The 23278-nt window shown below is 32.9% G+C and carries 25 protein-coding genes; 7 read left to right on the forward strand and 18 right to left on the reverse strand.

Annotation, left to right across the window (positions count from 1 at the left end; all coding sequences use genetic code 11):
• Nucleotides 1-4: 4 nt before the first annotated feature.
• The 5 genes from HYN56_RS14430 to HYN56_RS14450 all read left to right on the forward strand — a co-directional run bounded on the left by HYN56_RS14430 (nucleotide 5) and on the right by HYN56_RS14450 (nucleotide 7404).
• A complete protein-coding gene (locus HYN56_RS14430) occupies nucleotides 5-721 on the forward strand; it encodes a carboxylesterase family protein (RefSeq protein WP_109192818.1) in 717 nt (238 codons plus the stop codon).
• Nucleotides 722-727: 6 nt separating this feature from the next.
• A complete protein-coding gene (bglX, locus tag HYN56_RS14435) occupies nucleotides 728-3028 on the forward strand; it encodes a beta-glucosidase BglX (protein WP_109192819.1) in 2301 nt (766 codons plus the stop codon).
• Nucleotides 3029-3121: 93 nt separating this feature from the next.
• A complete protein-coding gene (locus HYN56_RS14440) occupies nucleotides 3122-3898 on the forward strand; it encodes a glycerophosphodiester phosphodiesterase family protein (protein WP_109192820.1) in 777 nt (258 codons plus the stop codon).
• Between the two features lie 28 nt (nucleotides 3899-3926).
• A complete protein-coding gene (locus HYN56_RS14445) occupies nucleotides 3927-5846 on the forward strand; it encodes a discoidin domain-containing protein (protein ID WP_109192821.1) in 1920 nt (639 codons plus the stop codon).
• A 166-nt stretch (nucleotides 5847-6012) separates the two neighbouring features.
• The gene (locus HYN56_RS14450; RefSeq protein ID WP_109194812.1) at nucleotides 6013-7404 is read left to right on the forward strand and encodes a M20/M25/M40 family metallo-hydrolase; all 1392 of its coding nucleotides are present in this window, start codon (nucleotides 6013-6015) and stop codon (nucleotides 7402-7404) included.
• Nucleotides 7405-7587: 183 nt separating this feature from the next.
• Here the strand turns inward: HYN56_RS14450 and HYN56_RS14455 are convergent, their stop codons facing one another.
• From HYN56_RS14455 to HYN56_RS14540, 18 genes are all read right to left on the reverse strand, one after another.
• Complete coding sequence (locus tag HYN56_RS14455) at nucleotides 7588-7893, reverse strand: hypothetical protein (RefSeq protein ID WP_109192822.1); 306 nt, start codon at nucleotides 7891-7893, stop codon at nucleotides 7588-7590.
• A 5-nt stretch (nucleotides 7894-7898) separates the two neighbouring features.
• Nucleotides 7899-8351, reverse strand: a complete 453-nt coding sequence (locus tag HYN56_RS14460; protein WP_109192823.1) for a hypothetical protein — start codon at nucleotides 8349-8351, stop codon at nucleotides 7899-7901.
• A gap of 87 nt (nucleotides 8352-8438) precedes the next feature.
• The gene (locus tag HYN56_RS14465; protein WP_109192824.1) at nucleotides 8439-9113 is read right to left on the reverse strand and encodes a YiiX family permuted papain-like enzyme; all 675 of its coding nucleotides are present in this window, start codon (nucleotides 9111-9113) and stop codon (nucleotides 8439-8441) included.
• Nucleotides 9114-9215: 102 nt separating this feature from the next.
• Nucleotides 9216-10121, reverse strand: a complete 906-nt coding sequence (locus tag HYN56_RS14470) for a hypothetical protein (protein ID WP_109192825.1) — start codon at nucleotides 10119-10121, stop codon at nucleotides 9216-9218.
• Nucleotides 10122-10142: 21 nt separating this feature from the next.
• Nucleotides 10143-10961, reverse strand: coding sequence for a 3-deoxy-8-phosphooctulonate synthase (gene kdsA, locus HYN56_RS14475; RefSeq protein WP_091497082.1), 819 nt, complete (start codon nucleotides 10959-10961; stop codon nucleotides 10143-10145).
• 881 nt (nucleotides 10962-11842) lie between these two features.
• Nucleotides 11843-12211 (reverse strand): hypothetical protein, encoded by a 369-nt coding sequence (locus HYN56_RS14485; protein WP_109192827.1) that lies wholly within the window; start codon nucleotides 12209-12211, stop codon nucleotides 11843-11845.
• A 2-nt stretch (nucleotides 12212-12213) separates the two neighbouring features.
• The gene (locus tag HYN56_RS14490; RefSeq protein WP_109192828.1) at nucleotides 12214-12663 is read right to left on the reverse strand and encodes a 2-dehydro-3-deoxyphosphooctonate aldolase; all 450 of its coding nucleotides are present in this window, start codon (nucleotides 12661-12663) and stop codon (nucleotides 12214-12216) included.
• 15 nt (nucleotides 12664-12678) lie between these two features.
• Entirely contained in the window at nucleotides 12679-13362 is a 684-nt protein-coding gene (locus HYN56_RS14495) for a lysoplasmalogenase (protein ID WP_109192829.1), read from the reverse strand.
• Nucleotides 13363-13371: 9 nt separating this feature from the next.
• Nucleotides 13372-14643 (reverse strand): sterol desaturase family protein, encoded by a 1272-nt coding sequence (locus tag HYN56_RS14500; protein ID WP_109192830.1) that lies wholly within the window; start codon nucleotides 14641-14643, stop codon nucleotides 13372-13374.
• Between the two features lie 64 nt (nucleotides 14644-14707).
• Nucleotides 14708-14983, reverse strand: coding sequence for an ATP-dependent Clp protease adaptor ClpS (locus HYN56_RS14505; RefSeq protein ID WP_057118487.1), 276 nt, complete (start codon nucleotides 14981-14983; stop codon nucleotides 14708-14710).
• Nucleotides 14984-15020: 37 nt separating this feature from the next.
• Nucleotides 15021-15854 carry a 50S ribosomal protein L11 methyltransferase gene (gene prmA / locus HYN56_RS14510; protein ID WP_109192831.1) on the reverse strand — a complete coding sequence of 278 codons (834 nt, stop codon included), beginning with the start codon at nucleotides 15852-15854 and terminating at the stop codon, nucleotides 15021-15023.
• Nucleotides 15855-16042: 188 nt separating this feature from the next.
• Nucleotides 16043-16795: a triose-phosphate isomerase gene (gene tpiA / locus HYN56_RS14515; protein WP_109192832.1), complete on the reverse strand. Its 753-nt coding sequence runs from the start codon at nucleotides 16793-16795 to the stop codon at nucleotides 16043-16045.
• 101 nt (nucleotides 16796-16896) lie between these two features.
• The gene (locus HYN56_RS14520; RefSeq protein ID WP_091497065.1) at nucleotides 16897-17394 is read right to left on the reverse strand and encodes a TlpA family protein disulfide reductase; all 498 of its coding nucleotides are present in this window, start codon (nucleotides 17392-17394) and stop codon (nucleotides 16897-16899) included.
• Nucleotides 17395-17735: 341 nt separating this feature from the next.
• On the reverse strand, nucleotides 17736-18392 hold the full coding sequence (locus HYN56_RS14525; protein ID WP_109192833.1) for a DUF2974 domain-containing protein: 657 nt from the start codon (nucleotides 18390-18392) through the stop codon (nucleotides 17736-17738).
• Nucleotides 18393-18465: 73 nt separating this feature from the next.
• Entirely contained in the window at nucleotides 18466-18618 is a 153-nt protein-coding gene (locus HYN56_RS25075) for a hypothetical protein (RefSeq protein WP_167398316.1), read from the reverse strand.
• A complete protein-coding gene (locus HYN56_RS14530) occupies nucleotides 18615-19088 on the reverse strand; it encodes a DUF6934 family protein (protein ID WP_109192834.1) in 474 nt (157 codons plus the stop codon). Before HYN56_RS14530 ends, HYN56_RS25075 begins: the two co-directional genes overlap by 4 nt.
• 90 nt (nucleotides 19089-19178) lie before the next feature.
• A complete protein-coding gene (locus HYN56_RS14535) occupies nucleotides 19179-20279 on the reverse strand; it encodes a BT_3928 family protein (RefSeq protein ID WP_109192835.1) in 1101 nt (366 codons plus the stop codon).
• Between the two features lie 83 nt (nucleotides 20280-20362).
• Nucleotides 20363-20905 (reverse strand): DUF1599 domain-containing protein, encoded by a 543-nt coding sequence (locus HYN56_RS14540; RefSeq protein ID WP_109192836.1) that lies wholly within the window; start codon nucleotides 20903-20905, stop codon nucleotides 20363-20365.
• A gap of 217 nt (nucleotides 20906-21122) precedes the next feature.
• On the opposite strand from HYN56_RS14540, the gene folP reads away from it, so the two are divergent.
• Together folP and HYN56_RS14550 are read left to right on the forward strand one after the other, a co-directional pair.
• Complete coding sequence (gene folP / locus HYN56_RS14545) at nucleotides 21123-21947, forward strand: dihydropteroate synthase (protein ID WP_109192837.1); 825 nt, start codon at nucleotides 21123-21125, stop codon at nucleotides 21945-21947.
• Nucleotides 21948-22278: 331 nt separating this feature from the next.
• Entirely contained in the window at nucleotides 22279-23253 is a 975-nt protein-coding gene (locus HYN56_RS14550) for an IS110 family RNA-guided transposase (protein ID WP_240622557.1), read from the forward strand.
• The last annotated feature ends 25 nt before the right edge of the window (nucleotides 23254-23278 follow it).

Raw genomic sequence — 23278 nt, forward strand, 5'->3', positions numbered from 1 at the left:
TAACATGAAATACAAATTAGCCTTTTTATCTCTTTTGATTTCTCTGCTTGGCTTTAGCCAAAGTGAAACTACAGGAAAAATTAACACAGTCATAATGGCGAAGTACGAGCTCGGTTATGTCTTGCATAAACCTGCGAATACAAAAGAAAAAAAGCCCTTGATTGTTTTTATTTCCGGAGATGGAGAAAAAGGGACTGACCTTGAAAAAGTGAAAATCAATGGTCCTTTAAAATATTTAAAGACCCATCAGTTAGATGCATACGTCCTGGCTCCGCAATGTAAGTCAGATGAAGATTGGGATATCGAATCGATTTACCAGCTGATTGTAAAAGTTCAGAAGGAAAACAAAATTGATTCAGAAAGAATATATGTTACTGGTTTGAGCTCAGGAGGTTGGGCTTCTTGGAAATTGGCTTTTACACATCCGGATCTATTTGCAGCAAACGTACCTGTCGCTGGTTTTGTAGATTTAATTCAGTTAGAGCACGCTTGTGAAATAGCCAATATTCCAACCAGAATCTACCACGGATTGTTAGACGATGTGGTAAATGTTGATTATGCAATCACGATTTACAAAGAATTGAAAAAGTGCAATGCAAAAGATGTAAAGCTGACCATTTTTGATGATGCGAATCACGACAGCTGGACAAGAGTTTACGATAATCAGGAAATCTACGACTGGATGTTTCAGCAGAAAAAACGAATACAAACAAATAAATAAATTAGAATGAAAAACAAATTAGTCTTACTTTTTTTAGGATGCGCTGTTTTGGGTTATGCTCAAAAAAAGCCAGCTAAAAATACAGTGAAAATTAAACCAAAGTCTGAATTTGTAGCAGAGTTAATGTCAAAAATGACTTTAGACGAGAAATTGGGTCAGTTAAACTTGCCAACATCTGGTGATATTACCACAGGGCAGGCAAACAGCTCAAATGTGGCAAAAAATATTGCTGAAGGTAAAGTGGGCGGTTTGTTCAACATTAAATCAGTTCAAAAAATTAAAGAAGTACAGAAAATTGCGGTTGAAAAAAGCCGTTTAAAAATTCCGTTGCTTTTTGGTATGGACGTTATTCACGGTTACGAAACAACATTCCCAATTCCGTTAGGATTGTCTTGTACCTGGGATATGGCTTTAATTGAAAGAAGTGCGCAAATTGCTGCTAAAGAAGCAAGTGCAGACGGAATCAACTGGACATTTTCTCCAATGGTTGATATTTCTCGTGATCCACGTTGGGGAAGAGTTTCTGAAGGTTCAGGAGAAGATCCGTACTTAGGAAGCCAAATTGCAAAAGCAATGGTTAACGGATATCAACAACATGACCTTTCTAAAAACAATTCAATCTTAGCTTGTGTTAAGCACTTCGCATTATATGGAGCTCCGGAAGCTGGACGTGATTACAACACCGTTGATATGAGTCATATCAGAATGTTCAACGACTATTTTCCTCCTTACAAAGCGGCAGTTGATGCAGGTGTAGGTTCGGTAATGGCTTCTTTCAACGAAGTGGACGGAATCCCTGCAACTGGAAACAAATGGTTAATGACAGATGTTTTAAGAAAACAATGGGGTTTTAAAGGTTTTGTTGTAACCGATTTTACAGGAATTCCTGAAATGATCGAACACGGAATGGGAAATCTTCAAGATGTTTCTGCTTTGGCATTGAACGCTGGAGTTGAAATGGATATGGTTGGAGAAGGTTTCTTAGGAACTTTGAAAAAATCTTTGGATGAAAAAAGAGTTTCTATGGAAACAATCGACAACGCTGTAAAATTGATTTTAGAAGCAAAATATGATTTAGGATTATTCCAGGATCCATATAAATATTGTGACGAGAAAAGAGCAAAAACGGAGATTTTTACAATAGACAGCAGAAAAGAAGCACGTCAAATTGCTTCACAATCATTGGTATTGTTGAAAAACCAAAACCAATTATTGCCACTTAAAAAATCAGGTACAATTGGTTTAATTGGACCATTAGCAGATGCGAAAGAAAACATGCCGGGAACCTGGAGCGTGGCTACAAAAATGGAAAATGCTGTTTCATTATTAAGAGGAATTAAAGAAGTTGCCGGAGCAGGAACGAAAGTTTTATATGCAAAAGGAAGTAACTTAGATTACGATGAAACTTTTGAAACAAACGCAACTATGTTCGGGAAAACATTACATCGTGATGCTCGTTCAAAAGAGGAAATGTTAGCAGAAGCTTTAAAAGTAGCAGAACAGTCAGATGTAATTGTGGCAGCTTTAGGAGAATCTGCAGAAATGAGCGGAGAATCAAGCAGCCGTACAAACTTAGAAATTCCACAAGCTCAAAAAGATTTATTAAACGCTTTATTGAAAACAGGAAAACCGGTTGTATTAGTTTTATTTGACGGACGTCCGTTAGTAATTACAGACGAAGAAAAAACAGTTCCAGCAATTTTAAATGCTTGGTTCGCAGGTACAGAAGCAGGTTACGCTATCGCTGATGTTTTATTTGGAGATGTAAATCCATCTGGAAAATTGACTTCAACTTTCCCAAGAAGCGTTGGACAATTGCCAATTTACTACGCACACAAAAATACTGGAAGACCACTTTCTAATACAGAAGGGAAATTCGAAAAATTCAGATCAAATTATATTGACGAAAGAAATGAGCCTTTATTCCCATTCGGATTTGGTTTAAGCTACACCACTTTTGATTATTCAAACTTGAAAATTTCTTCAGATAAAATGAATTCGACTGGAAAATTAAAAGTAACAGTTGATGTAACGAATACTGGAAATTTTGACGGAAAAGAAACGGTTCAATTATACATTAGAGACTTAGTTGGTTCTGTAACAAGACCAGTGAGAGAATTGAAAGGTTTCCAAAAAATAGCGCTTAAAAAAGGCGAAAAACAAACAGTAAGTTTTGATATTACTGTAGAGGATTTAAAGTTTTATAACTCTGATTTACAATTTGTAGCAGAGCCTGGGCAGTTTGATATTTTCATTGGAGGTAATTCAAATGCCGATAAGAAAGTTAGTTTTGAGTTAACTAAATAGTTGGTTTATTGATTAGTAATTAGCCCTTCGCGTGTTTGGTTAGCGAAGGGCTTTTTTTCTGAAATAAAAAATCAATTTTAAAAAAGGAATGAAATGAAGAATTTTAAAATAGTAAGTTCATTAGTTTTTGTACTTGTTTTTTCTTTGTGTAATGCACAGAAAAATGCCATTGTAGCACATCGTGGTGCATGGAAAAAGAATAATCTCCCGGAAAATTCTATTGCATCATTAAGACATGCAATTGACTTAAAATTGCCAGGTTCCGAATTTGATGTTTGGAGAACCGCTGATGATTCGCTTGTAATCAATCATGATGCACATTACAATAAACTGCTTATTGAAGAAACGAATTACGCAGATTTGATAAAATTTAAACTTTCAAACGGAGAAAAACTTCCAACGCTGCACGAATATATTTCAGAAGGAAAAAGAAATAATAAACATACACTTTTAGTCTGCGAAATAAAACCATCAGAAATCAGTAAAGAAAGAGGACAAAAAACGGGTGTAGCAGCAGTCGAAACCATTAAAAAATTAAAAGCCAATAAAAATACCTGCTACATCAGTTTTGATTATGATATTCTAAAAGCAATTAGAAAAGTAGATGCTAAAACTTCATTGCAATATTTAGAAGGAAATAAATCTCCAAAAGAAGTTAAAGCAGATTATATCAATGGTGTCGATTATCATTATTCAGTCTTTCAAAAACATCCGGAATGGATTCAGGAAGCAAAGGATAATAAAGTCCTTCTGAATGCCTGGACTGTAAATGAAGCCGCAGATATGGATTGGATTATAGACCACAAATTCAATTACATTACGACAAACGAGCCCGAACTTTTAAGTGAAAGATTAAAAATAAAAAAATAATCCACAGCTTGCTAACATCAATCAAACAATGAAAAAAAGATATAAACTGTCTGCATTGCCAATTTTATTTGTGATTCTTTTTAGTCACAGTCTTTTGGCACAAAAATTAGGTAAAACAGAATGGTTTGATCCTAATAAACCTGCAACTACGTATTGTAATCCAATTAATATTGGTTACAATTATACCACTCACAATCACAATGGAATTCCGGAATCACGTCGTTCAAGCGCCGATCCGGTTATTATAACTTACAAAGGAGAATATTATTTATTTGCGACGAATCAGGCAGGTTTTTTTTGGAGCAAAGACATGTCAGACTGGAATTTTGTTTACGGAAGTTTTCAAAGACAGCCCGGAGACGACGACCAATGTGCGCCAGCAGCATGGGTTGTAAATGACACCTTATTTTACGTTGGTTCAACCTGGAAAAGAGATCATCCAATCTGGAAAACAGCCGATCCAAAATCAGGAAGATGGACACGTCATGTAGACAAAGCAATGCTTCCAACCTGGGATCCAGCGATTTTTCAGGATGATGACAAAAAAGTATATATGTATTATGGTTCAAGCGGAAAGCTTCCTTTAGTAGGTGTTGAGGTGGATTATAACACATGGCTTCCAAAAGGGAATCAGACTGATTATGCTACATTATATAAAGCTACAGAAGTAGAAGATATTCAAAAACCGTATGGTCAAATTAAAGAAGTTGCCATTTTAGATCCTTCTTCTCACGGTTGGGAGCGTTTTGGACCAAATAATGATATGGAACCTGCGCCTTGGGGTAATTTCATTGAAGGAGCCTGGATGACGAAACACAATGGGAAGTATTATATGCAATATGGAGCGCCGGCAACCGAATTTAAAGGTTATGCAAATGGAGTTCACGTAGGAGATAATCCATTAGGGCCTTTTACCTATCAAAAACATAATCCAATGTCTTATAAACCGGGCGGATTTGTAATTGGTGCGGGACACGGAAACACTTTCGCAGATAACTATGGAAATTATTGGAACACCGGAACTTGTAAAATATCAATCAAAGATCGTTTTGAACGTCGTATCGATATGTTTCCTGCCGGATTTGATAAAGATGATGTGATGTATTCTATAACTTCTTACGGAGATTTTCCAATTGTATTGCCAACAAGTAATCGCGATCAGACAAAAGGCGCTTCATCCGGATGGATGTTGCTTTCATATAAAAAGCCTGTAACGGTTTCTTCTTCTGAAGAATGTATGGAAGTGGAAACGCATAGAATGGATAACGGAGGCAAAAAAGTGTACGAGAAATTCTGTTACGGACCAGAAAACCTTACAGATGAAAATATTCAGACGTATTGGTCAGCTAAAACCAGTAATCCGGGCGAATGGCTTCAAATGGATTTAGGAAGATCAATGGAAATAAAGGCGCTGCAGATTAATTACGCAGATCATAAAGCGACGCAGTACAACAAAGCAATGGATATTTATTATCAGTATAAAATATTCATGTCTGATGATGCACAAAACTGGACTTTGGTAGTCGATAAATCAAAAAACGATAAAGATGCGCCTCATGATTATGTAGAATTGACAAAGCCATTTAAAGCGCGTTATATTAAAATGGAAAATATCCACAACGCTTCAGGTTTATTTGCCATTTCAGATTTCAGAGTTTTTGGAAACGGATTAGCTTCAAAACCAAAAGCTGTAACTTCATTTAAAGTAGACAGAAACAAAGCAGATTCCAGAAATGCTATGATTTCCTGGAAAAAGCAAAATGATGCAATAGGCTATAACATTTACTACGGAATTACTCCTGATAAACTATACAACAGTATTATGGTTTATGGCGACAATACATACGATTTTAGAGGTTTAGATAAAGGAACAAAATATTATTTCACAATTGAGCCATTTAATGAAAATGGTATTGGTACAAAAAATAAGATTATCGAAGTAAAATAGTTTTTATTTTATAATAATTTAAAAGCTCCGATTACAAATTACTGAATTTGTAATCGGAGCTTTTTTTTGAGAAAAGGTTGAAGAAAATATCCTTTTCCTGTAAAGAATTTTGTTCCTTTGTGAATATGCCAAAGGCAGAATAAACTCCAAAATTACTATAGAAACTATGAAAAAAACGATTCTTTTAACTGCTCTAGTTTTAAACGGATTGCTGTCATCTGCCCAGACAAATGACGAAAAAAACATCAAATTATTTTACAAAAAAGCTTTAACAGAAGCAAAATGTTACACCTGGCTAGAATATTTATCCAATGATATTGGAGCTCGTTTATCTGGTTCAAAAGGTGCTGCAGAAGCAGTAGAATATACCAAAAGACAATTAGAAGCATTAGGTTTAGATAAAGTTTATCTTCAGGAAGTAATGGTTCCGCACTGGGTTCGAGGCGAAAAAGAAACAGCATATATTCTGGATGGAAAAGTAAAAACTACTGTGCCAATCTGTGCTTTAGGAGCTTCTATTGCGACTCCAAAAACCGGTATTACAGCTGAAGTAATCGAAGTTCAGGGAATAAAAGAATTAAACGAATTGGGTGCTGATAAAGTAAAAGGCAAAATTGTTTTTTACAATAGACCAATGAACCCTGAAAACATTGAAACTTTTACCTCTTACGGAGCTTGTGTCGATCAAAGATACGCAGGAGCTAAAGAAGCAGCTAAATTAGGAGCAGTAGGATCAATAGTGCGTTCAATGGGACTTCGTTTAGACGATTTTCCTCATACTGGAAACCAAAGCTATGGCGATTTACCAAAAGAACAATATATTCCAACAGCGGCAATCAGTACAAATGGAGCGGAATTATTGAGTAAATCTTTAAAAGCAAATCCGACTTTAAAATTTTATTTCAAACAATCATGTGAGACTTTACCAGATGCTTTGTCTTATAATGTAATTGGAGAATTAACAGGAACTGTAAATCCTGACAACATTATGGTTGTTGGAGGACACTTAGATTCCTGGGATTTAGCTGATGGTTCTCATGACGATGGGGCAGGAGTAGTGCAGAGTATGGAGGTAATCAGAATTCTTAAGAATTTAAATTACAAACCTAAAAATACGATTAGAGTTGTTTTATTTATGAATGAAGAAAACGGCGGAAGAGGCGGTGCTAAATATGAAGAAGTTTCAAAACAAAAGAACGAAAACCACATTTTTGCTTTAGAAAGTGATTCAGGCGGATTTTCTCCAAGAGGATTTTCTATTGAGGCAGACGATGCAAACTTGAAAAAAATACAAGGATTTAAAGACTTTTTTGAGCCTTATTTAGTACATAGTTTTACAATCGGCCATGCTGGTTCAGATATCAGTCATTTAACGTCTAAAGCGATTGTAAAAGCAGGTTTAAAACCAGATTCACAACGTTATTTTGATTACCACCACGCAGCAAATGATAAATTTGATGCTATCAACAAAAGAGAGTTAGAATTGGGTGCTGCAACGATGACTTCTTTGATGTATTTAATTGACCAAAACGGAATCGAATTGCCAAAAGCAAATTAAGATTTTTGGAATCGATATAGAAATAGGCTGTCATTTTTTGACAGCCTATTTTTTTATAAAAAAGATGAAACGTTGTTTGTATAAAAATTCCGTAGGAATGATTCATATTGTAGCAACGGATTTCAATCCATTGTGAGATTATGTAGGTTACAAAAAGTTCCATAGGAACGATCCATATAATAATCAATTTTTCATCACAATTAAATAATACAAATAGGTTATTGGAATATTAGAAAGCAATAATAAAATCTTAATTCCAATTTCTTTTCGCTGTTTTGGTAAATGAATGAATCTATCGCTCAAATGAACAAACATGATGAGGTTTACAATTATTGCAAATAAAGCAAACGGCCATGCAATAACAAGAACATTGGAACTTTCATTCGAAATAATATATAAACTAAACAATGCAGTTGTAATTACAAAAGAACCAATAGCAAGTTCAATAGATTGATTTTCTTTGAATGATTTATTATCAATTGTTTTCATAGAAATTAAATTTTAAAAGTTTGCTGAATAGACTGAACCGGAACTAAAAGCATTTTCGAAAAGTCCAGATAATGAAACGAAAGTGCTTTTTTTCCTTTTTTATATTGTTGAATAAAGTATTTCATACGTTTAGGATAAAAAATAGTTCCGGTTAAAATAACCATATACAAATACAAACTTCTTTTTCCGTTTCCGAAGAGGTAATACTGCATTCCGATTTCTTCATAAACCGAAACACCTGTATTAGTCAAAACATGAATAATGTCGTGATCTTCCAGTTTTTCCTGAATATCAAAATGATTGTTATAAAGAAAATTTCCCAAACCTAGTCCTAAACTTTCTTGCGGATAATCCAACAATTTAGTTTTATCAATTTTCCAAGGTTCATTTTTCTTGAAATATTTTTGATACGGTTTTTTAGAAGATTCATAAAGTTTTTCAATCAAATAATCTCTCATACATTATATTTTAAAAAGTTCTTTGAAATTCAAAGTTAATTGATAAATAAAAAGGCCAGCAATAATAAATCAACTGGCTTTTGTGATTTAGTATGTGTCTATGACAGTTTTTAATAAACTGGAATCGGCAAGGTCAGAAGGGGCAACGACTTTCTCATCCAGCGGAATATCATTACCATAACGTTCTTTTAATATTTTTTGGACTCTTGAATCTGTCAAATTAAAATCCTTTAATTCCCTTAGTTTTGATAATTCAATACCGGCAGCATTTTTATAAATCTTCCAAACCAGTTCAGAACAATAAATTCGATTATCTGTCCATTCAAAATAAGCATCATATTCTTTGCCATCAAACTGCTGGCTGTAGTCTTTCATTTTTTGCAAAACTTCCGGTTTTAAAACAGCATCATTTTTTAATCTTTTAACCACATATTTATTGTCTCTTCCATGTTTGATCCAATCTTCAAGCGGTGTTAGTTTCACAGGCTGAACGGCTTCAAAAACAAACCATTTTCCGTCAATATCATAAATAATGCCGCAATGCGAAAACTTAGAATTCGTTGCAATACGAACCGCCTCACATTGTTTAGATTCAGAAGTCTGAAAAATTACATCACCATCTTTGTATTTACTAACCACTGGCTTTTCCTGTTTAATTCCAGTAAACGGATTATTTGGAAAAACTTTTAGACTAATAAACAAAGCACACCCAAAACTGATGACGAATGTGATCAACGGAAATAAAAATTTCTTACTTTTCATAACATGATAATTAAAGTACTTTGAGTTACAAAGTAAATGATAAAAAAAATAGCTGCCAAATAAAATGACAGCTATTTTTCTAAATATATTTTTCAACAGCAATTAGATTCTGAAAATACCTCCAACAGCAATAATTCGTTGAAAATAAGTAAAGTGCTGAGACGCTTTATCTTCGTTGCTTATTGTAGTTTTAATATCCGGCATGTTAATGTAACCACCTTTTAACTCTCCCTGTACATAGAAGTGTTTGAAAAAAGTGATGTTAAGACCCGCTTTTGCAGAAACACCATAACCGGAAACATGAAAATCATCGTGACGTTCTTTACCTAAAATCGTAGTATTAGTTTTTGGATATAAAACACCGGCACCAATACCTTCGGTTAAGTTAATCTGTACTTTATCAATATTTGGTAAGCCAAACCATTTAGAAATATCATCAAATCTGGCAACTTCAGTATTAATGTAGTTCAAACCATCTGTATGCTCATACATCAAAAAAGCAGGACCGTTTGTATTTATTTCACCATTACCATAACCACCTTCTTTAGCTCCTCCCTGAGACATATCCACAGGAGTATTGTTGTAATTACCATTGTAAATTGATGCAGGATCATCTGAAGGCAAATTAATGTTTCCAGTAACATTTGCAATCTGATTTTGCGACATTACATATTTCATATGGTCTACACCAATGGTTACACTGTAATGATCACTAAAAAAGTAACCCAATCTCAGGTTAGTCTGAGGAATTGTCATATTTGCAGGATTGATATAATCAACATGCCATCCTTTCGGTTTGTCATGCGCTCTCATATCTTCAACTGTAAAGTCGTAACCATTACCTCTGAAACGTACATCAGATTTGGAGTAACTTTCTCTGTTTCCGCCCCACATTACAAAGAATTTCCCTTTGTTGTGTGCAGCGTATTTTTGTACCGGTATTTCTTCCTGAGCAAATGTGTTTAATGAAACACAAGCTAGTAAGAAAAATAAAATTTTTGTTTTCAAAGAACTTAATGTATTATAAAATTAAAATGCGTTAATTGTTTTTCTAATAGCCACCAACTTGTTCATTAAACCTTCAAAATAGTCTAAGTGTAACATGTTAGCGCCATCACTTTTTGCATTTGCAGGATCAAAATGCGTTTCAATAAAGATTCCGTCCACACCAACTGCAATACCGGCTTTAGCGACTGTTTCAATCATATCAGGTCTTCCGCCTGTAACACCGGCAGTCTGATTAGGTTGTTGTAAAGAATGTGTAACATCCAAAACCGTAGAAGCATATTGCTGCATAGTAGGAATACCTCTAAAATCAACAATCATATCCTGATAGCCAAACATAGTACCGCGATCTGTAACCATAACATTTTCGTTATTACAGTCTAATACTTTTTGAACCGCGTGTTTCATACTTTCCGGACTCATAAATTGCCCTTTTTTCAAGTTTACCGTTTTTCCTGTATTAGCAGCTGCCACAACAAGATCAGTTTGACGCACTAAGAAAGCAGGAATTTGAAGAACATCTACATATTGAGCTGCCATATCAGCATCTTCGTTAGTATGAATATCGGTAACAGTCGGAACATGAAAAGTTTCTGAAACTTTTCTTAAGATTTTTAAAGCCTTTTCGTCACCAATTCCGGAGAAACTGTCAATTCTGGAACGGTTTGCTTTTTTGAAAGATCCTTTAAAGACATAAGGAATCTGAAGATTGTCGGTAATACCAACTAATTTTTCAGCAATTCTAAGCGCCATCTCTTCTCCTTCAATAGCGCAAGGTCCCGCCAATAAAAAGAAATTCCCGCTGTCAGTATGCTTAATTTGTGGAATATGTTGTATGTTCATAATATGATTTTTTGACAGTGCAAAGGTAGTCATGATTTATGAGTTTGAGATTAAGATTTAAGATTATTTTATGAAGCTATTCCTGCTATCCGCTTCAAACAAGGTTCACTGAACTCCGCTTAAAATAAATTACTTGTGAGGAAATCATTTTTCTCTAAAACTTTTTTTCCAATGTCTGTTCAGGAGCTTCCTTCGGTCGCTCTGCCCAGCCAGGAAAAAATAAGTTTTAGAGAAAAATGATTTCCGCTTCTATCAGGGCTAGGCTTTTGTGGAATTACGAAAATGAATCTAAAATCATAGCTGTTTATTCGGCGACAATATTAGGATATCAAAAGAAAGAAGTAAATGACATTTATCATGTTTTATGATTTTCCATTATAACTGATTAGGAGTTATTACTTTTAATAGAATTTAGAAAAATTAAGTTAAATTGTTAATCTCAGAAGATCTTTTGGATAGAATATAAACCCTCCAAAAATAGATTTGGCCAATAAAAAACAAAATATTCAAACAAATATTGATAAAAACTACAACTCGGATACGATTTATAATATCTTCAGAGCTGAATGAAATTAGCTCATAAAGACTAATTCTTCCAATAAATAGTACAGGAATTGTAAATAAAAGATAAATAGCAAAACTCTTTAAAGCAATCTGATTCTGGATTTTATAAAGTTTCCATGAACAAATTACAGTTGCAATAAGGGCAAGAAACTTAATTGAATTAGAAAGTATTTGTCCGGGAATAATAGTAGTATGCCAACCAGGAATTATTGATGATGAAAAATCAGAATTAATGCAGAGAACAGCAATATGATATGGAAAAAAAAAGAGGCATAAAAGGATCATAATTTTAAAAGTAGCCTTAGTTCTCATCATAATTAATTATTTATAATAGATTTTGCTGACTTTTCGTTTTTTAGTTTGATAATTTTTTCAAATGTTAAATCATTCAAAGCAAGTTCTTTTTCAATTCTAAGGATTTCATATTTATTTTGTCTAATAAAGTCGCATAAATCCAGCGTATCGTTTTGTTTTGTTATGACATTTGATCTTCTCCAGTTTTTCGAAATTATACCGAATGTTTGATTTTGTTTATTTATGATTAAATCTCCATTTTGAGATTCAAAGTAAGCTTCTTGCAAATCACCATAGTGATCTTCAATTTCCATTAAATACAATCCCAACGTGATGAATCCTGCACAGAAAAGTAATAGCATTGAAAAGATAAGGAATGTTTTTCTTAACATGTTTATTGTTTCAGTCTCAATCCCATAGGAACCATCAAAATCCCTTTTTCATAAACATTCAAATAAAGTTTAACAGGCTTTTTTTGTCCTTCCCATTTCAATTCGTAAACATTTAAAAATCCAGCGCCCATATTGCTTCTTTTGGTCGGAAACGGACAACAGGTTTCTAATTTTGTATACGTAATTTTTTCACCGCCCGGTCCGGCAAGAGCATTTAGAAAACGGGTTTCATTTAATGTTTCACTGTTTGTATTCTGGAAAAAGATGTTTACAGGATAATCCGGATCGTAACCATATTTTTTGTCTTTGGCAAACTGAGTAATCACAAATGTATTGTCTTTTTTCAGAACCAAATCAGGAGCGCTATCATCTACATTTTTTAAGGTTGATTTTGTGCTAACGCAGGAAGAAAAGGTAATTAATAAAACAATAAAAAGAGTTATTTTTTTCATGATAATGCTATAAACTTATGATTCTTTTATTTTTTTTGGGTTTAGTTTTAAAATACCAAGTACAATCAGATATTGTGCCAGAAGGTAGGTTAGCATTATAAAAAAGGAACTTTTTGGAATTGGATCATAAAATTTATTTACAGCCAAAATACTATCTGAAACAACAAAGAAAAAAGCTCCTAAACAGACTAATATATTTCCGGGTCTTTGCCAAACCAACAATCCGTTAAAAGCAAATAAAAGCATAATTGAAATTACAGTCGCGTAAATAGAAACCGGAATTTCAAGATCGCCTAAATGTGGCATTAAAACCGAAACCATTCCGATTAAGTAAGTTGCAATTAAAACACTTCCAATTACAAAAAAGGTTTTGTTTTGTTTTTTTCGAACTCTGTTTTGTTTGTTAAACAAAATGCAATACAGAATATGCGCCATTAAAAAAGATACCAGGCCTATTATAAAATAAATTTCTCCAAGGTCAGTAAAAAGCAGAATAACATCTCCAATCCAGGAAAATAAAAGTGCAATCAATAAAGTATTCTGCGTTGGAAATTTTCTGTAGAAATAAGCTCCAAAACCAAGAATTGGTATTAAAATGGGTTTCAAAAAAAGGTCGAAACGTTCATAACCAAACGCGAGAATGGCCAGATACATAAGGCTGAACGCTATGTAAATTTTAAAAAATGAAGAGTTTCTCATAATAGGGGATTATGAATTATATATGGGTTTTGGTTGGTTTTTAAATTCAAAACTAACAAAATATACTGTTGCTATAAATGATAGTATTAAATATGTAAAAATAATATAATTACCAATTGGAATTACATTATTTAAGCCAAACCAGTCTCCAGAATAGCTTATAATGCAGATTACGATTCCCAATCGTAAAATCTCCCACAAAACAGAAAACCTGCTTTTATCCATTAATTCGGTGTAACTGTATATGGTTACAAAAATAAAAAAGCCATAGACAAAGATATTTGGCAGCCCGATTTTAGCGATATTATCAAACAAAAAACTTACGAATAATAAAGTAATCAACATCTGTATAACAGACCAGTAAATCAATCTCTGAGAATTCTGCCTTCCATATTTTTCAAAATCAAAAACATTTTCAATTTTATTGACCGGATATTTTTCATCAAAGTTTTCAGGACGCCATCCTGTTGGTTTAAACCAAATGGTTAATTTATCTTTCCATTTTGGAGCACGCCAGGCATCTTTTATCAATAAAGTTAAATGCTGAAAATTAATCTTAATTGGATTCCAGGTATTGGCAGGTCTTGTGATTCCAAAAACTGGCGGAACATCATCCAATTCTTCCTGAAAAGTGCCAAAAAGTTTATCCCAAAAAATAAAAATCTGTGAATGGTTTTTATCCAGATATTCCGGATTAATGGCATGATGTACGCGATGATGTGATGGAGTAACGAGAATATGCTCCACAAATCCCATTTTTTTAATATGCTTGGTATGATACCAAAATTGCAGAAATAAATGAATAGGAAGTGTTATCGCAATTACCGAAGCCGGAACACCTAGTAAAGCAGCCGGAATCAACAGAAAAGTAAATAAATTAACCAAACTCGCAATAGGCTGACGCAGTGCACAGGCCAAGTTAAATTCTTCACTGCTGTGATGAATAGCATGTTTGTTCCAAAGAAAATTAATTTGATGTGCTAATCGATGACTCCAATAACCATAGAAATCAATTACAAAAAAAGCAATAAAGTAGGAGAGGACATTAACCTCTAAATGTTGTAGCGCGATTTTTGAAACCAGCCATTCGTAGGAAAGAAAAGTAATACTGAGACCCAAAACATCTTTTACAGAATTAGTAATTCCGGAACTAATACTGGATACACTGTCAATAAGAGGTGCCGTATCATTTTTAGTGTAGATGCCGTATATTTTTTCGATGATAATTAAAGTCAAAAAAACAGGCATTGCAATAATCAATATCTTTCCATATTCCTCCATAAAAAAAGCATTCTATTTCATTCAAATATAGAATAAAATAGAATGCTTTTTAAAATATTTTCAATTAGACAATTTCAGCGCTAAGTCCGGCTTCTAAAAGTTGCGTACATTGCGGTTTCAATTTGTCAATAGGTCCTGTTTTTACGGTACATTTCCCGTTGTAATGAACAATTAAAGAACATTGCTCAGCTTGTTCGGCTGTGTGGCTGCAAACGCGCATAAGAGTGTCAATTACGTGATCAAAAGTGTTTACATCATCGTTGTAAACGATAATTTCGTTATTGAAACCCGTTGCTTCTTTCTCGCGAATTCTTTCTCTAACTTTTTCTTTAGTACTCATTTTGTTTAAGTTTTTGTACTGATTTGATTATCAATATCTAATTTACGTATTTTAATGATACCCAGTTGTTTCTCTGAAGCTTTTTAACATAAGTTAAACCTTTCTCAACGCATGAAGCATCAATAAACGGAATGTCTTCTTCGTAAAAACCGCTGAATAATATAATTCCTTTTGGGTTCAAAGCATCAACATAAGTCTGCATATCGTTCAACAAAATATTTCTGTTGATGTTAGCGATAATTAAATCGTATTTTTTACCTGTCAATAAAGCAGCATCGCCTTCATAAACGCTAATGTGTTTGCAATTATTGCGTTCTGCATTTTCAATAGAATTCAGATAACACCAGTTATCAATATCAATAGCGTCAATAGGTTCAGCACCTTTCATTTCAGCTAAAATTGCCAAAATCGCAGTGCCACATCCCATATCAAGAGTTTTAAGACCTTTAACATCCATTTCCAGTAAATGCTGAATCATCATGTGAGTAGTTTCATGATGTCCGGTTCCAAAACTCATTTTTGGTTCAATTACAATATCAAATTCAGCATCAGTTTTTTCATGAAAAGGAGCGCGAACATGGCATTTTCCGTCAACATCAATCGGTTCAAAATTCTTTTCCCATTCCTCGTTCCAGTTTACCTGATCGATTTCTTCAATAGTATATTCAATTTTAAACTCTTCTGATTGTAAAATATAAATATCATCCAGAATATTCTCATCCCATAAATCTTTCTTCACAAAAGCTGAAATTCCATTTTCCGTTTCTGTAAAACTTTCAAATGCTTTTTCGCCCAATTCTGCCACTAAAATTTCCGAACCCAATTCTTTTGGCTCAATAGTAAAATGATATCCTAAATAGATGTTTGACATAAATAAAAATTTTTGCAAAGGTAACAATACAAAGTAAAAGTTGCTTGAAAATCTACAAGAACATTGATAATTTAAGAATAATTTAAAACAAAAAAGTGTTCGCACCAGCGAACACTTTTTAATATGTAGAATTTCAAAATCTAAAATCTAAAATCTAAAATCTAAAATCTAAAATCTAAAATCTAAAATTAGATAGCTGTAACGATTGCTAAGAAATCATCAGCTTTTAAAGCAGCACCTCCAATTAAACCACCGTCAACGTCTGGTTTAGAGAAAATTTCTTTAGCGTTTTCTGGTTTTACAGAACCACCGTATAAAATAGAAACTTCATCAGCGATTTCAGCTCCAAAAGCTTTACGGATCGTTTCTCTGATGAATTCGTGCATTTCTTGTGCTTGTTCTGGTGAAGCAGTTTCTCCAGTTCCGATAGCCCAAACTGGTTCGTAAGCTAAAACAATTTTAGACCAAGACTCTTTTGCAATATGGAAAACACCATCACGTAATTGATTTTCAACAATGTTAAAGTGATTATCAGACTGGCGGTCTTTTAATTCTTCTCCGAAGCAGAAAATAACAGTCATATCATGTTTTAAAGCTGTATCTACTTTGTTTGCGATTAAAGCATCTGTTTCGTGGAAAATAGCTCTACGCTCAGAGTGACCTAAAATTACAGTGTTAACACCAATACTAGTTAACATATCAGCAGAAATTTCTCCTGTAAACGCACCGCCTTCTGCCTGGTGAACGTTTTGAGCAGAAACTCCGATAGTGGTATTTTTTAATTTTGCAGCAGCAGCTTGTAAGTTTACAAATGTTGGAGCTACAATTACTTGTGCATTTGTTTTAGCTGGAATTTTAGCTACTAATTCATTTAATAATTCTTCAGTCTGCGCAGCATTTTTATGCATTTTCCAGTTTCCTGCAACAATCGATTTTCTCATTTTTGGTAGTTTTATTATTTTTTAATTTTTTGTTTTTGAAGCAGTCAAAATTGTAATTGAATTTTGACATTGAAATTGTAATTTGAAATTGTTATTGAAAATTATTTCAACGATTTTAAAGTTTCGTCGATTTTAGCAAAATCAGTTTCGATAGCACGGTAAAGCACAATTTTACCTGTTTTATCTACAACAATGTATCTTGGAATCCAGTCTAAATCAATTGCTTTCCCGAAAAGACCTTTCATTCCGTCATTCATCATGTAATGATCACCTTTGTTTAATTCGTGTTTTTCGATTCCGGCTTTCCATTTATCAGCCGTTTTATCAGCCGAAATGAATAAGTAAGATACATCAGGATTATTAGCTTGTAATTCTTTTAATTTTGGCATTGCTTTTACGCAATCACCACACCAGGAAGCCCAAACTTCAATCACTAAAGTTTTTCCTTTGTATTTTTTTAAGATGTTTTTAAAGGTAGTTTGGCTATCATCTGTTCCTAATAATTTTTCGGCTAAAGCTTCTTTCGAAAAAGCTGTTTTTTGAGCTTGAGAGCAAGAAAAGGTAATAAATGCAATTACTACTAAAGCAATTTGTTTCATATGTAAAATAAATTATTTTTAAAATTAAGTACTGAATTCACAAAGTTAAACAAACAATTTGAAAGCCAAATGGAGATTAACAAAATTTGAAGACTCGTTTGTTTTGTAACAATAAGTTAAATTTCGGTTAGAAAAACGAGAATGAAATCGTAATAGTAGAGGAGAAATTTGAATGATTTTCTAAACTTTACTTTTCGAATCAGAAAAAAAGATTGATTTTTTGATTTAAGGAATAAAATTGAGAGTAAAAAAACGTCAGATTTCAATAAAAAAGTCTCCAAATAAATGGAATTATTTGAAGACTTAATAAGCTATATTTTGCACAATTTTTATTTCAAATCTTAATTTCCATTTGCCCATTTTTTACTTGGAGTAATCCATTCATCTAAAGCTTTATATAAAAAGCCATGTTTAAGATTGGTATTCAATTCAATTTCCTTAAAATGATTGACTTTAAGTTTTGAAGTCTCTTTGCGTTTGACTGCCGAAACGCCATAAATATCTGATTTTTCGTAAATAGTTAGAATGTTTCCGCAGAAATTAATATCCGGAATTTCTTTTATGTCAACATCTCTGAAACATCCAATAAAAACAAAATTCATATCCGGATTGGCCACAAAAGTCGAAACGTATTGTGCAATATAACCGCCTTTTGAAGTTCCGATTACGGTAATTTTATTTGGAGCAATTCCTTGTTTAAGAAGCTTTTTGATTTGTTTTGTTATCTTTTCGGCGTAGTCGTATGCATTCGTGTTTTTCTTTCTGATTTCGCTGTAGACAATGAAACCGTCTTTTCGTAAAGAAGCTAAAATTTCATTGTATTCAGCTTTTCCATATTCCGGATGTGAAACATCCAAAGGATTTTCTTCTATAAACTTATTATGAAGGAAAAAGATATAACGTTGGTCTTTTTTTAATGTTTCGGATTGGCCAGAACTTGTTTGAATTAAGAAAACAATTAGTAAAAAGGTCAGGAATGACTTTGAGATTTGTTTCATGCGAGGATTATTTTTGCATAAAAAAAGCCCAATTTTAAAAGGACTTTTTATTAGATAATTATTGTGGCTTAAATTATAGATTTACTTTAAAAGTTAGCTTGCTAACTTCTTCTTGTTTTTTTGATTCGATAATTTTTAAATCATCTAATTTTTTATCAATCTTTATTTGCGAATTAATTGAAGGACTTTTTTTCTCAGTAGAATCTTTTTTTATTGTAGTTTTCATAATTCTTTTCTTTTAATAATAAAACCAAAATAATCTTCATTTGATTTGAAAGGAACACTGGTAATATGTCCAAATTCATTCATTAATGCTCCAAAGATAATGAAAGTTTCGGATAATTCTTCTAAATTGATTGAGATAGCTCTTCTGTATAAACGGGTTCTTCCAAGTGTACTACCTTTAAAAAAGACCAATTTTTCAGGATATTTTTCTGTAAAAATGTAAACTGATTTAGCAACTGTTGCTAAAATTATATTTCTATCTCCATTGTTTGTTATTATAGAATCATCTATAGTATATTTTTTCTGAGTATGATTGTAAATCAAATCTCCAAATGCTAAATTGTATATTTCATCAGATTGAGTTGCGCTAAAAATTATCACTTTTTTTATTTCTCCATTTGAACCAATACTTTTAAATTCAAACATTGTTGTTTCTGTATTTCTATACAGATCGTACTGTAAATGTTTCATTCTTCTAATTTGACTTGTAAAAGAATAAAATTAACGTAAAAAAAAAGCTACAAACAAATTGTAGCTTTTTCATTAATCTTAACTTAATATCTATAATTTCAAATCATCAACATCGTTGTAATGTACTTTTTGAACAATAGTTCCGTTTTGAACTACCACAATACTTGGATTCGCTCTTTCAACGGTTTTTAAAGCTGTTCCATCGCAGAAATAGAATTCAGTATTCAAGTTATATTGTTTTTTAGCTTTTGCTATTTCATCTGCTCCAGAAGCAGTCATTCCAATCACTTTGTATCCTTTAGCTTTTGCATCAGCACTTACTTTTGCTAATTTTTTCATTCCTTCTGGATTGGATAGATTCAAATCGTAAGTTACAAAAATTAATAGTTTTGGCTCTTTTAATAGCTCTTCTTTGTAATCAGAATCATCTTTTGTCATGGTGAAATCATGAATTGGAGGAATGTAACCTTCAGAAATCACCTTGTCTTTTCGGTCAACAAATGTTGCACCTTCTGGGATATTCATTAAATCTTTCTCCGTAAATTCTTTTTCAACACCGTTTACTTTATAGATGAAAATCATTTCTACAACCGATTTTGGAGCACCTTCCGGAATTTCCATTCCTTTCTCAATGTTGGTTCCTACTTTATAAGGACGGAAATCTTTTATCGGATTGTGATTTAAAACCCAAACCGCCATAAATACACAAAGAATAATGCTGATTAATACCACGATATTGGTAATCATTTTTGAAAATAACGGTTTTACTAATTTCTTGTTGATGAATAAAATCAGAATAAAGAAAAGTAAAACAACATCTTTTGTGAAAGACTGCCAAGGTGTTAAGTGTAAAGCATCTCCAAAACAGCCACAATCTTTTACAACATCAAAATAAGCAGAGTAGAAGGTAAGGAATGTAAAGAAAACTATTAAAAGCAATAACGCCCAAATCGTTAATTTTGATTTGTAACCCACTAAAAGCATTACGCCTAATACAACTTCCAGAATTACCAAAAAGATAGCTAATCCTAAAGCCAAAGGCTCTAAAAATGGCATATTGAAAACTGGTTCGCTAAAATATTCTGTTAATTTATAAGAGAAACCAACTGGATCATTTAGCTTGATTAATCCAGAAATGATAAATAGGACGCCGACAAATAATCGGGAGAATTGGGTAATAATGTTTTTCATGGCAAATATTTAAATTTAAAAATTCAATAAAAAAATCCCAAATTCCAATCTTACTTGGATTTTGGAATTAAAAATATTGGATTTTATTTGTTTATTGGATTTAAAATTAAGGCAAAAACGGAGTAATTAATCATATCCTGATAATTCGCATCAATTCCTTCAGAAACTATTGTTTTTCCTTTGTTGTCTTCAATTTGTTTTACTCGAAGCAACTTCTGCAAAATCAAATCGGTTAAAGAGCTTACACGCATGTCGCGCCACGCTTCTCCATAATCGTGATTTTTGGCTTCCATCAAATCTTTAGTCAGTTTTACTTTAGCATCATATAATTCAGTTGCTTTTTCAACGTCCAAATCAGGCTGATCCACAACGCCTAATTCTAACTGAATCAGAGCCATAATAGAATAATTGATGATTCCGATAAATTCTCCTTTTTCATCTTCATCCACTTTACGGACTTCATTTTCCTGTAAACTTCTAATTCTTTGTGCTTTTATAAAAATCTGGTCAGTCAGTGACGGTAGTCTCAAAATTCTCCATGCGCTGCCATAATCTGTCATTTTATTGATAAACAACGTACGGCAAACCGCGATAACATTATCAAACTCTTCGGAAGTATTCTTCATTTATATGCTGTATATTTGCTAAAATTTCTTCAAAAATAAGGATAATTTTTTAAGAGTTTCAAGTTTCAGGTTTTCTTTGTTTCAAGTTTTTTCTAAACAAATTGTTAACGCTGCGAACTTGAAACTGAAAAAATGTTTCAGGTTTCAGGTTTCAAGTTCCCAAACTTGCGTAATCTGCATGAACTTGGAACTTTAAACAAATAAAACTTGAAACCAAATGTTTATTAACTGCAAAGGCGAACTTATAGATTTAACGATTCCAAAAGTGATGGGAATCTTGAATGTAACGCCAAATTCTTTCTTTGACGGAGGAAAATATAAAAAAGAAGACGAAATTATTTCACAAGTTGATAAAATGCTTTCTGAAGGAGCTACATTTATCGATATTGGTGCTTATTCCAGTAAACCAAGTGCCGAATTTGTTTCAGAGCAAGAAGAAATCGACCGAATTGTTCCCGCAATCGAATTGATTTTAAAGCATTTTCCAGAAGCATTATTATCCATTGATACTTTTAGAGCTGAAGTTGCCAAAGCGAGTATAGAAAGCGGTGCGGCAATGATAAATGATATTGCAGCCGGCGAATTGGACGATAAAATGTTTGATGTTATTGCAAAATATAATGTGCCTTACATTATGATGCACATGCGAGGTAATCCGCAGACGATGCAAAGTTTGACGCAATATGAGGATATTGTAAAAGAAATGCTTTTTTATTTTTCTGAAAAAGTGCAACAAGCAAGAGCTTTAGGAATCAACGATTTGATTTTGGATCCTGGTTTCGGTTTTGCCAAAACAACCGATCAGAATTATGAGGTAATGCAGAAAATGGAGCTTTTTAATCTTTTAGATTTACCGGTTTTAGTTGGCATTTCAAGAAAATCAATGATTTATAAGACATTAGATATTACACCGCAGGAAGCTTTAAACGGAACAACTTTTTTGAATACAATTGCTTTGATGAAAGGGGCAAAAATTCTTCGTGTTCATGATGTGAAGGAAGCTGTGGAATGTGTTACTTTGTTTAATAAAATGAGTTTATAATAATATTTAAGCAATCGTTTTGTCATTCCGAGGAACGAGGAATCACACTAGTGTTTCCTCACAGAATGTCGCCAATCTTTGTCGAGTTTCGAGTGTGATTCCTCGTTCCTCCTTTAGATTTGTTTTTTGAAATTTAAGTAGATTTATGATTGAGAAAGGAAGCAAAAGTAAACTATTCGTTCCTCTGAGCTTGAGACTCATATCCTGATTAAGACTTTAGCTTCCCTTTCATCAAAGACTCAGATAGAAATTTGGGCTTGAGACCCGTTATTAAGGAGTTGAGCTTATGATGAATTTCTCAAATCATTTGTTGAATCGTAAAAACAAAGTTATGAAAAACATTATTATCGGAATTGATATCAGCAAAAAGACTTTAGATATCTGCGTAAAAGAAGAGGCTATTAATTATTTTACTATTGAAAATGAAATTAATGACATTACTCGTTTTTTTAAAAGATATGCTAAAGAAAATGTAATTCTGGCAATGGAAAATACAGGCAGATACAACTGGAATATCTTTGAAGCATTGGAAAAATTTAACTTTAAGGTTTATGTTATATCAGCTCTGCATATCAAAAAAAGCATTGGTCTTGTCAGAGGGAAAAATGATAAAATCGATGCACTGCGTATCTGCAGTTTCATTGAGAAAAATTATCAGGAGAACAGAGAATGGAAGCCGAGCTCCTCTTCTATAAAAAAAATAAAAATACTATTGACAGAAAGAGCTTTAAGAATAAAAATCAAAAAACAGCTTATGGTTCAGCAGCATGACTACAAATTAATGAAAGGTATTGGGCTGGATAAAGAGTTAAAAAACTTAAACATCAAACTTATTAAAAGTATTGAGGCACAAATTATGATTATTGAAAATGATATTGAAGCTATAATCCTAAAGAATGAAAATCTAAACCACCAGCAGAAATTGATAAAATCTGTTCCTGGAGTGGGTCAAGTTTTATCTTGGACATTATTATCTAAAACAGAAGGTTTTACAGTTATAACTGATCCAAGAAAAATGGCATGCTACAGCGGAGTTGTGCCTTTTGATTTTCAATCTGGAACATCATTAAAAAAAAGGCCCGGAGTATCAATGCTTGCTGATAAAAACCTAAAGACTGTTTTACACATGGCCGCAATGAGTGCAATTAGACTTGATAATGACTTAAGAAAATATTACATCCGAAAAGTTGATGAAGGAAAAAACAAAATGAGTGTTTTAAACGCTGTGAGAAACAAAATAATTCATCGAGTTTTTGCGGTAATAAAAAATCAAACCTCTTATCAAAAAGATTTGGTTTTATCATAGAAATCGGAATGACAAACGTTGTGTT

The organism is Flavobacterium crocinum, assembly GCF_003122385.1.
In the GTDB taxonomy this organism is placed as follows: Bacteria; Bacteroidota; Bacteroidia; order Flavobacteriales; family Flavobacteriaceae; genus Flavobacterium; species Flavobacterium crocinum.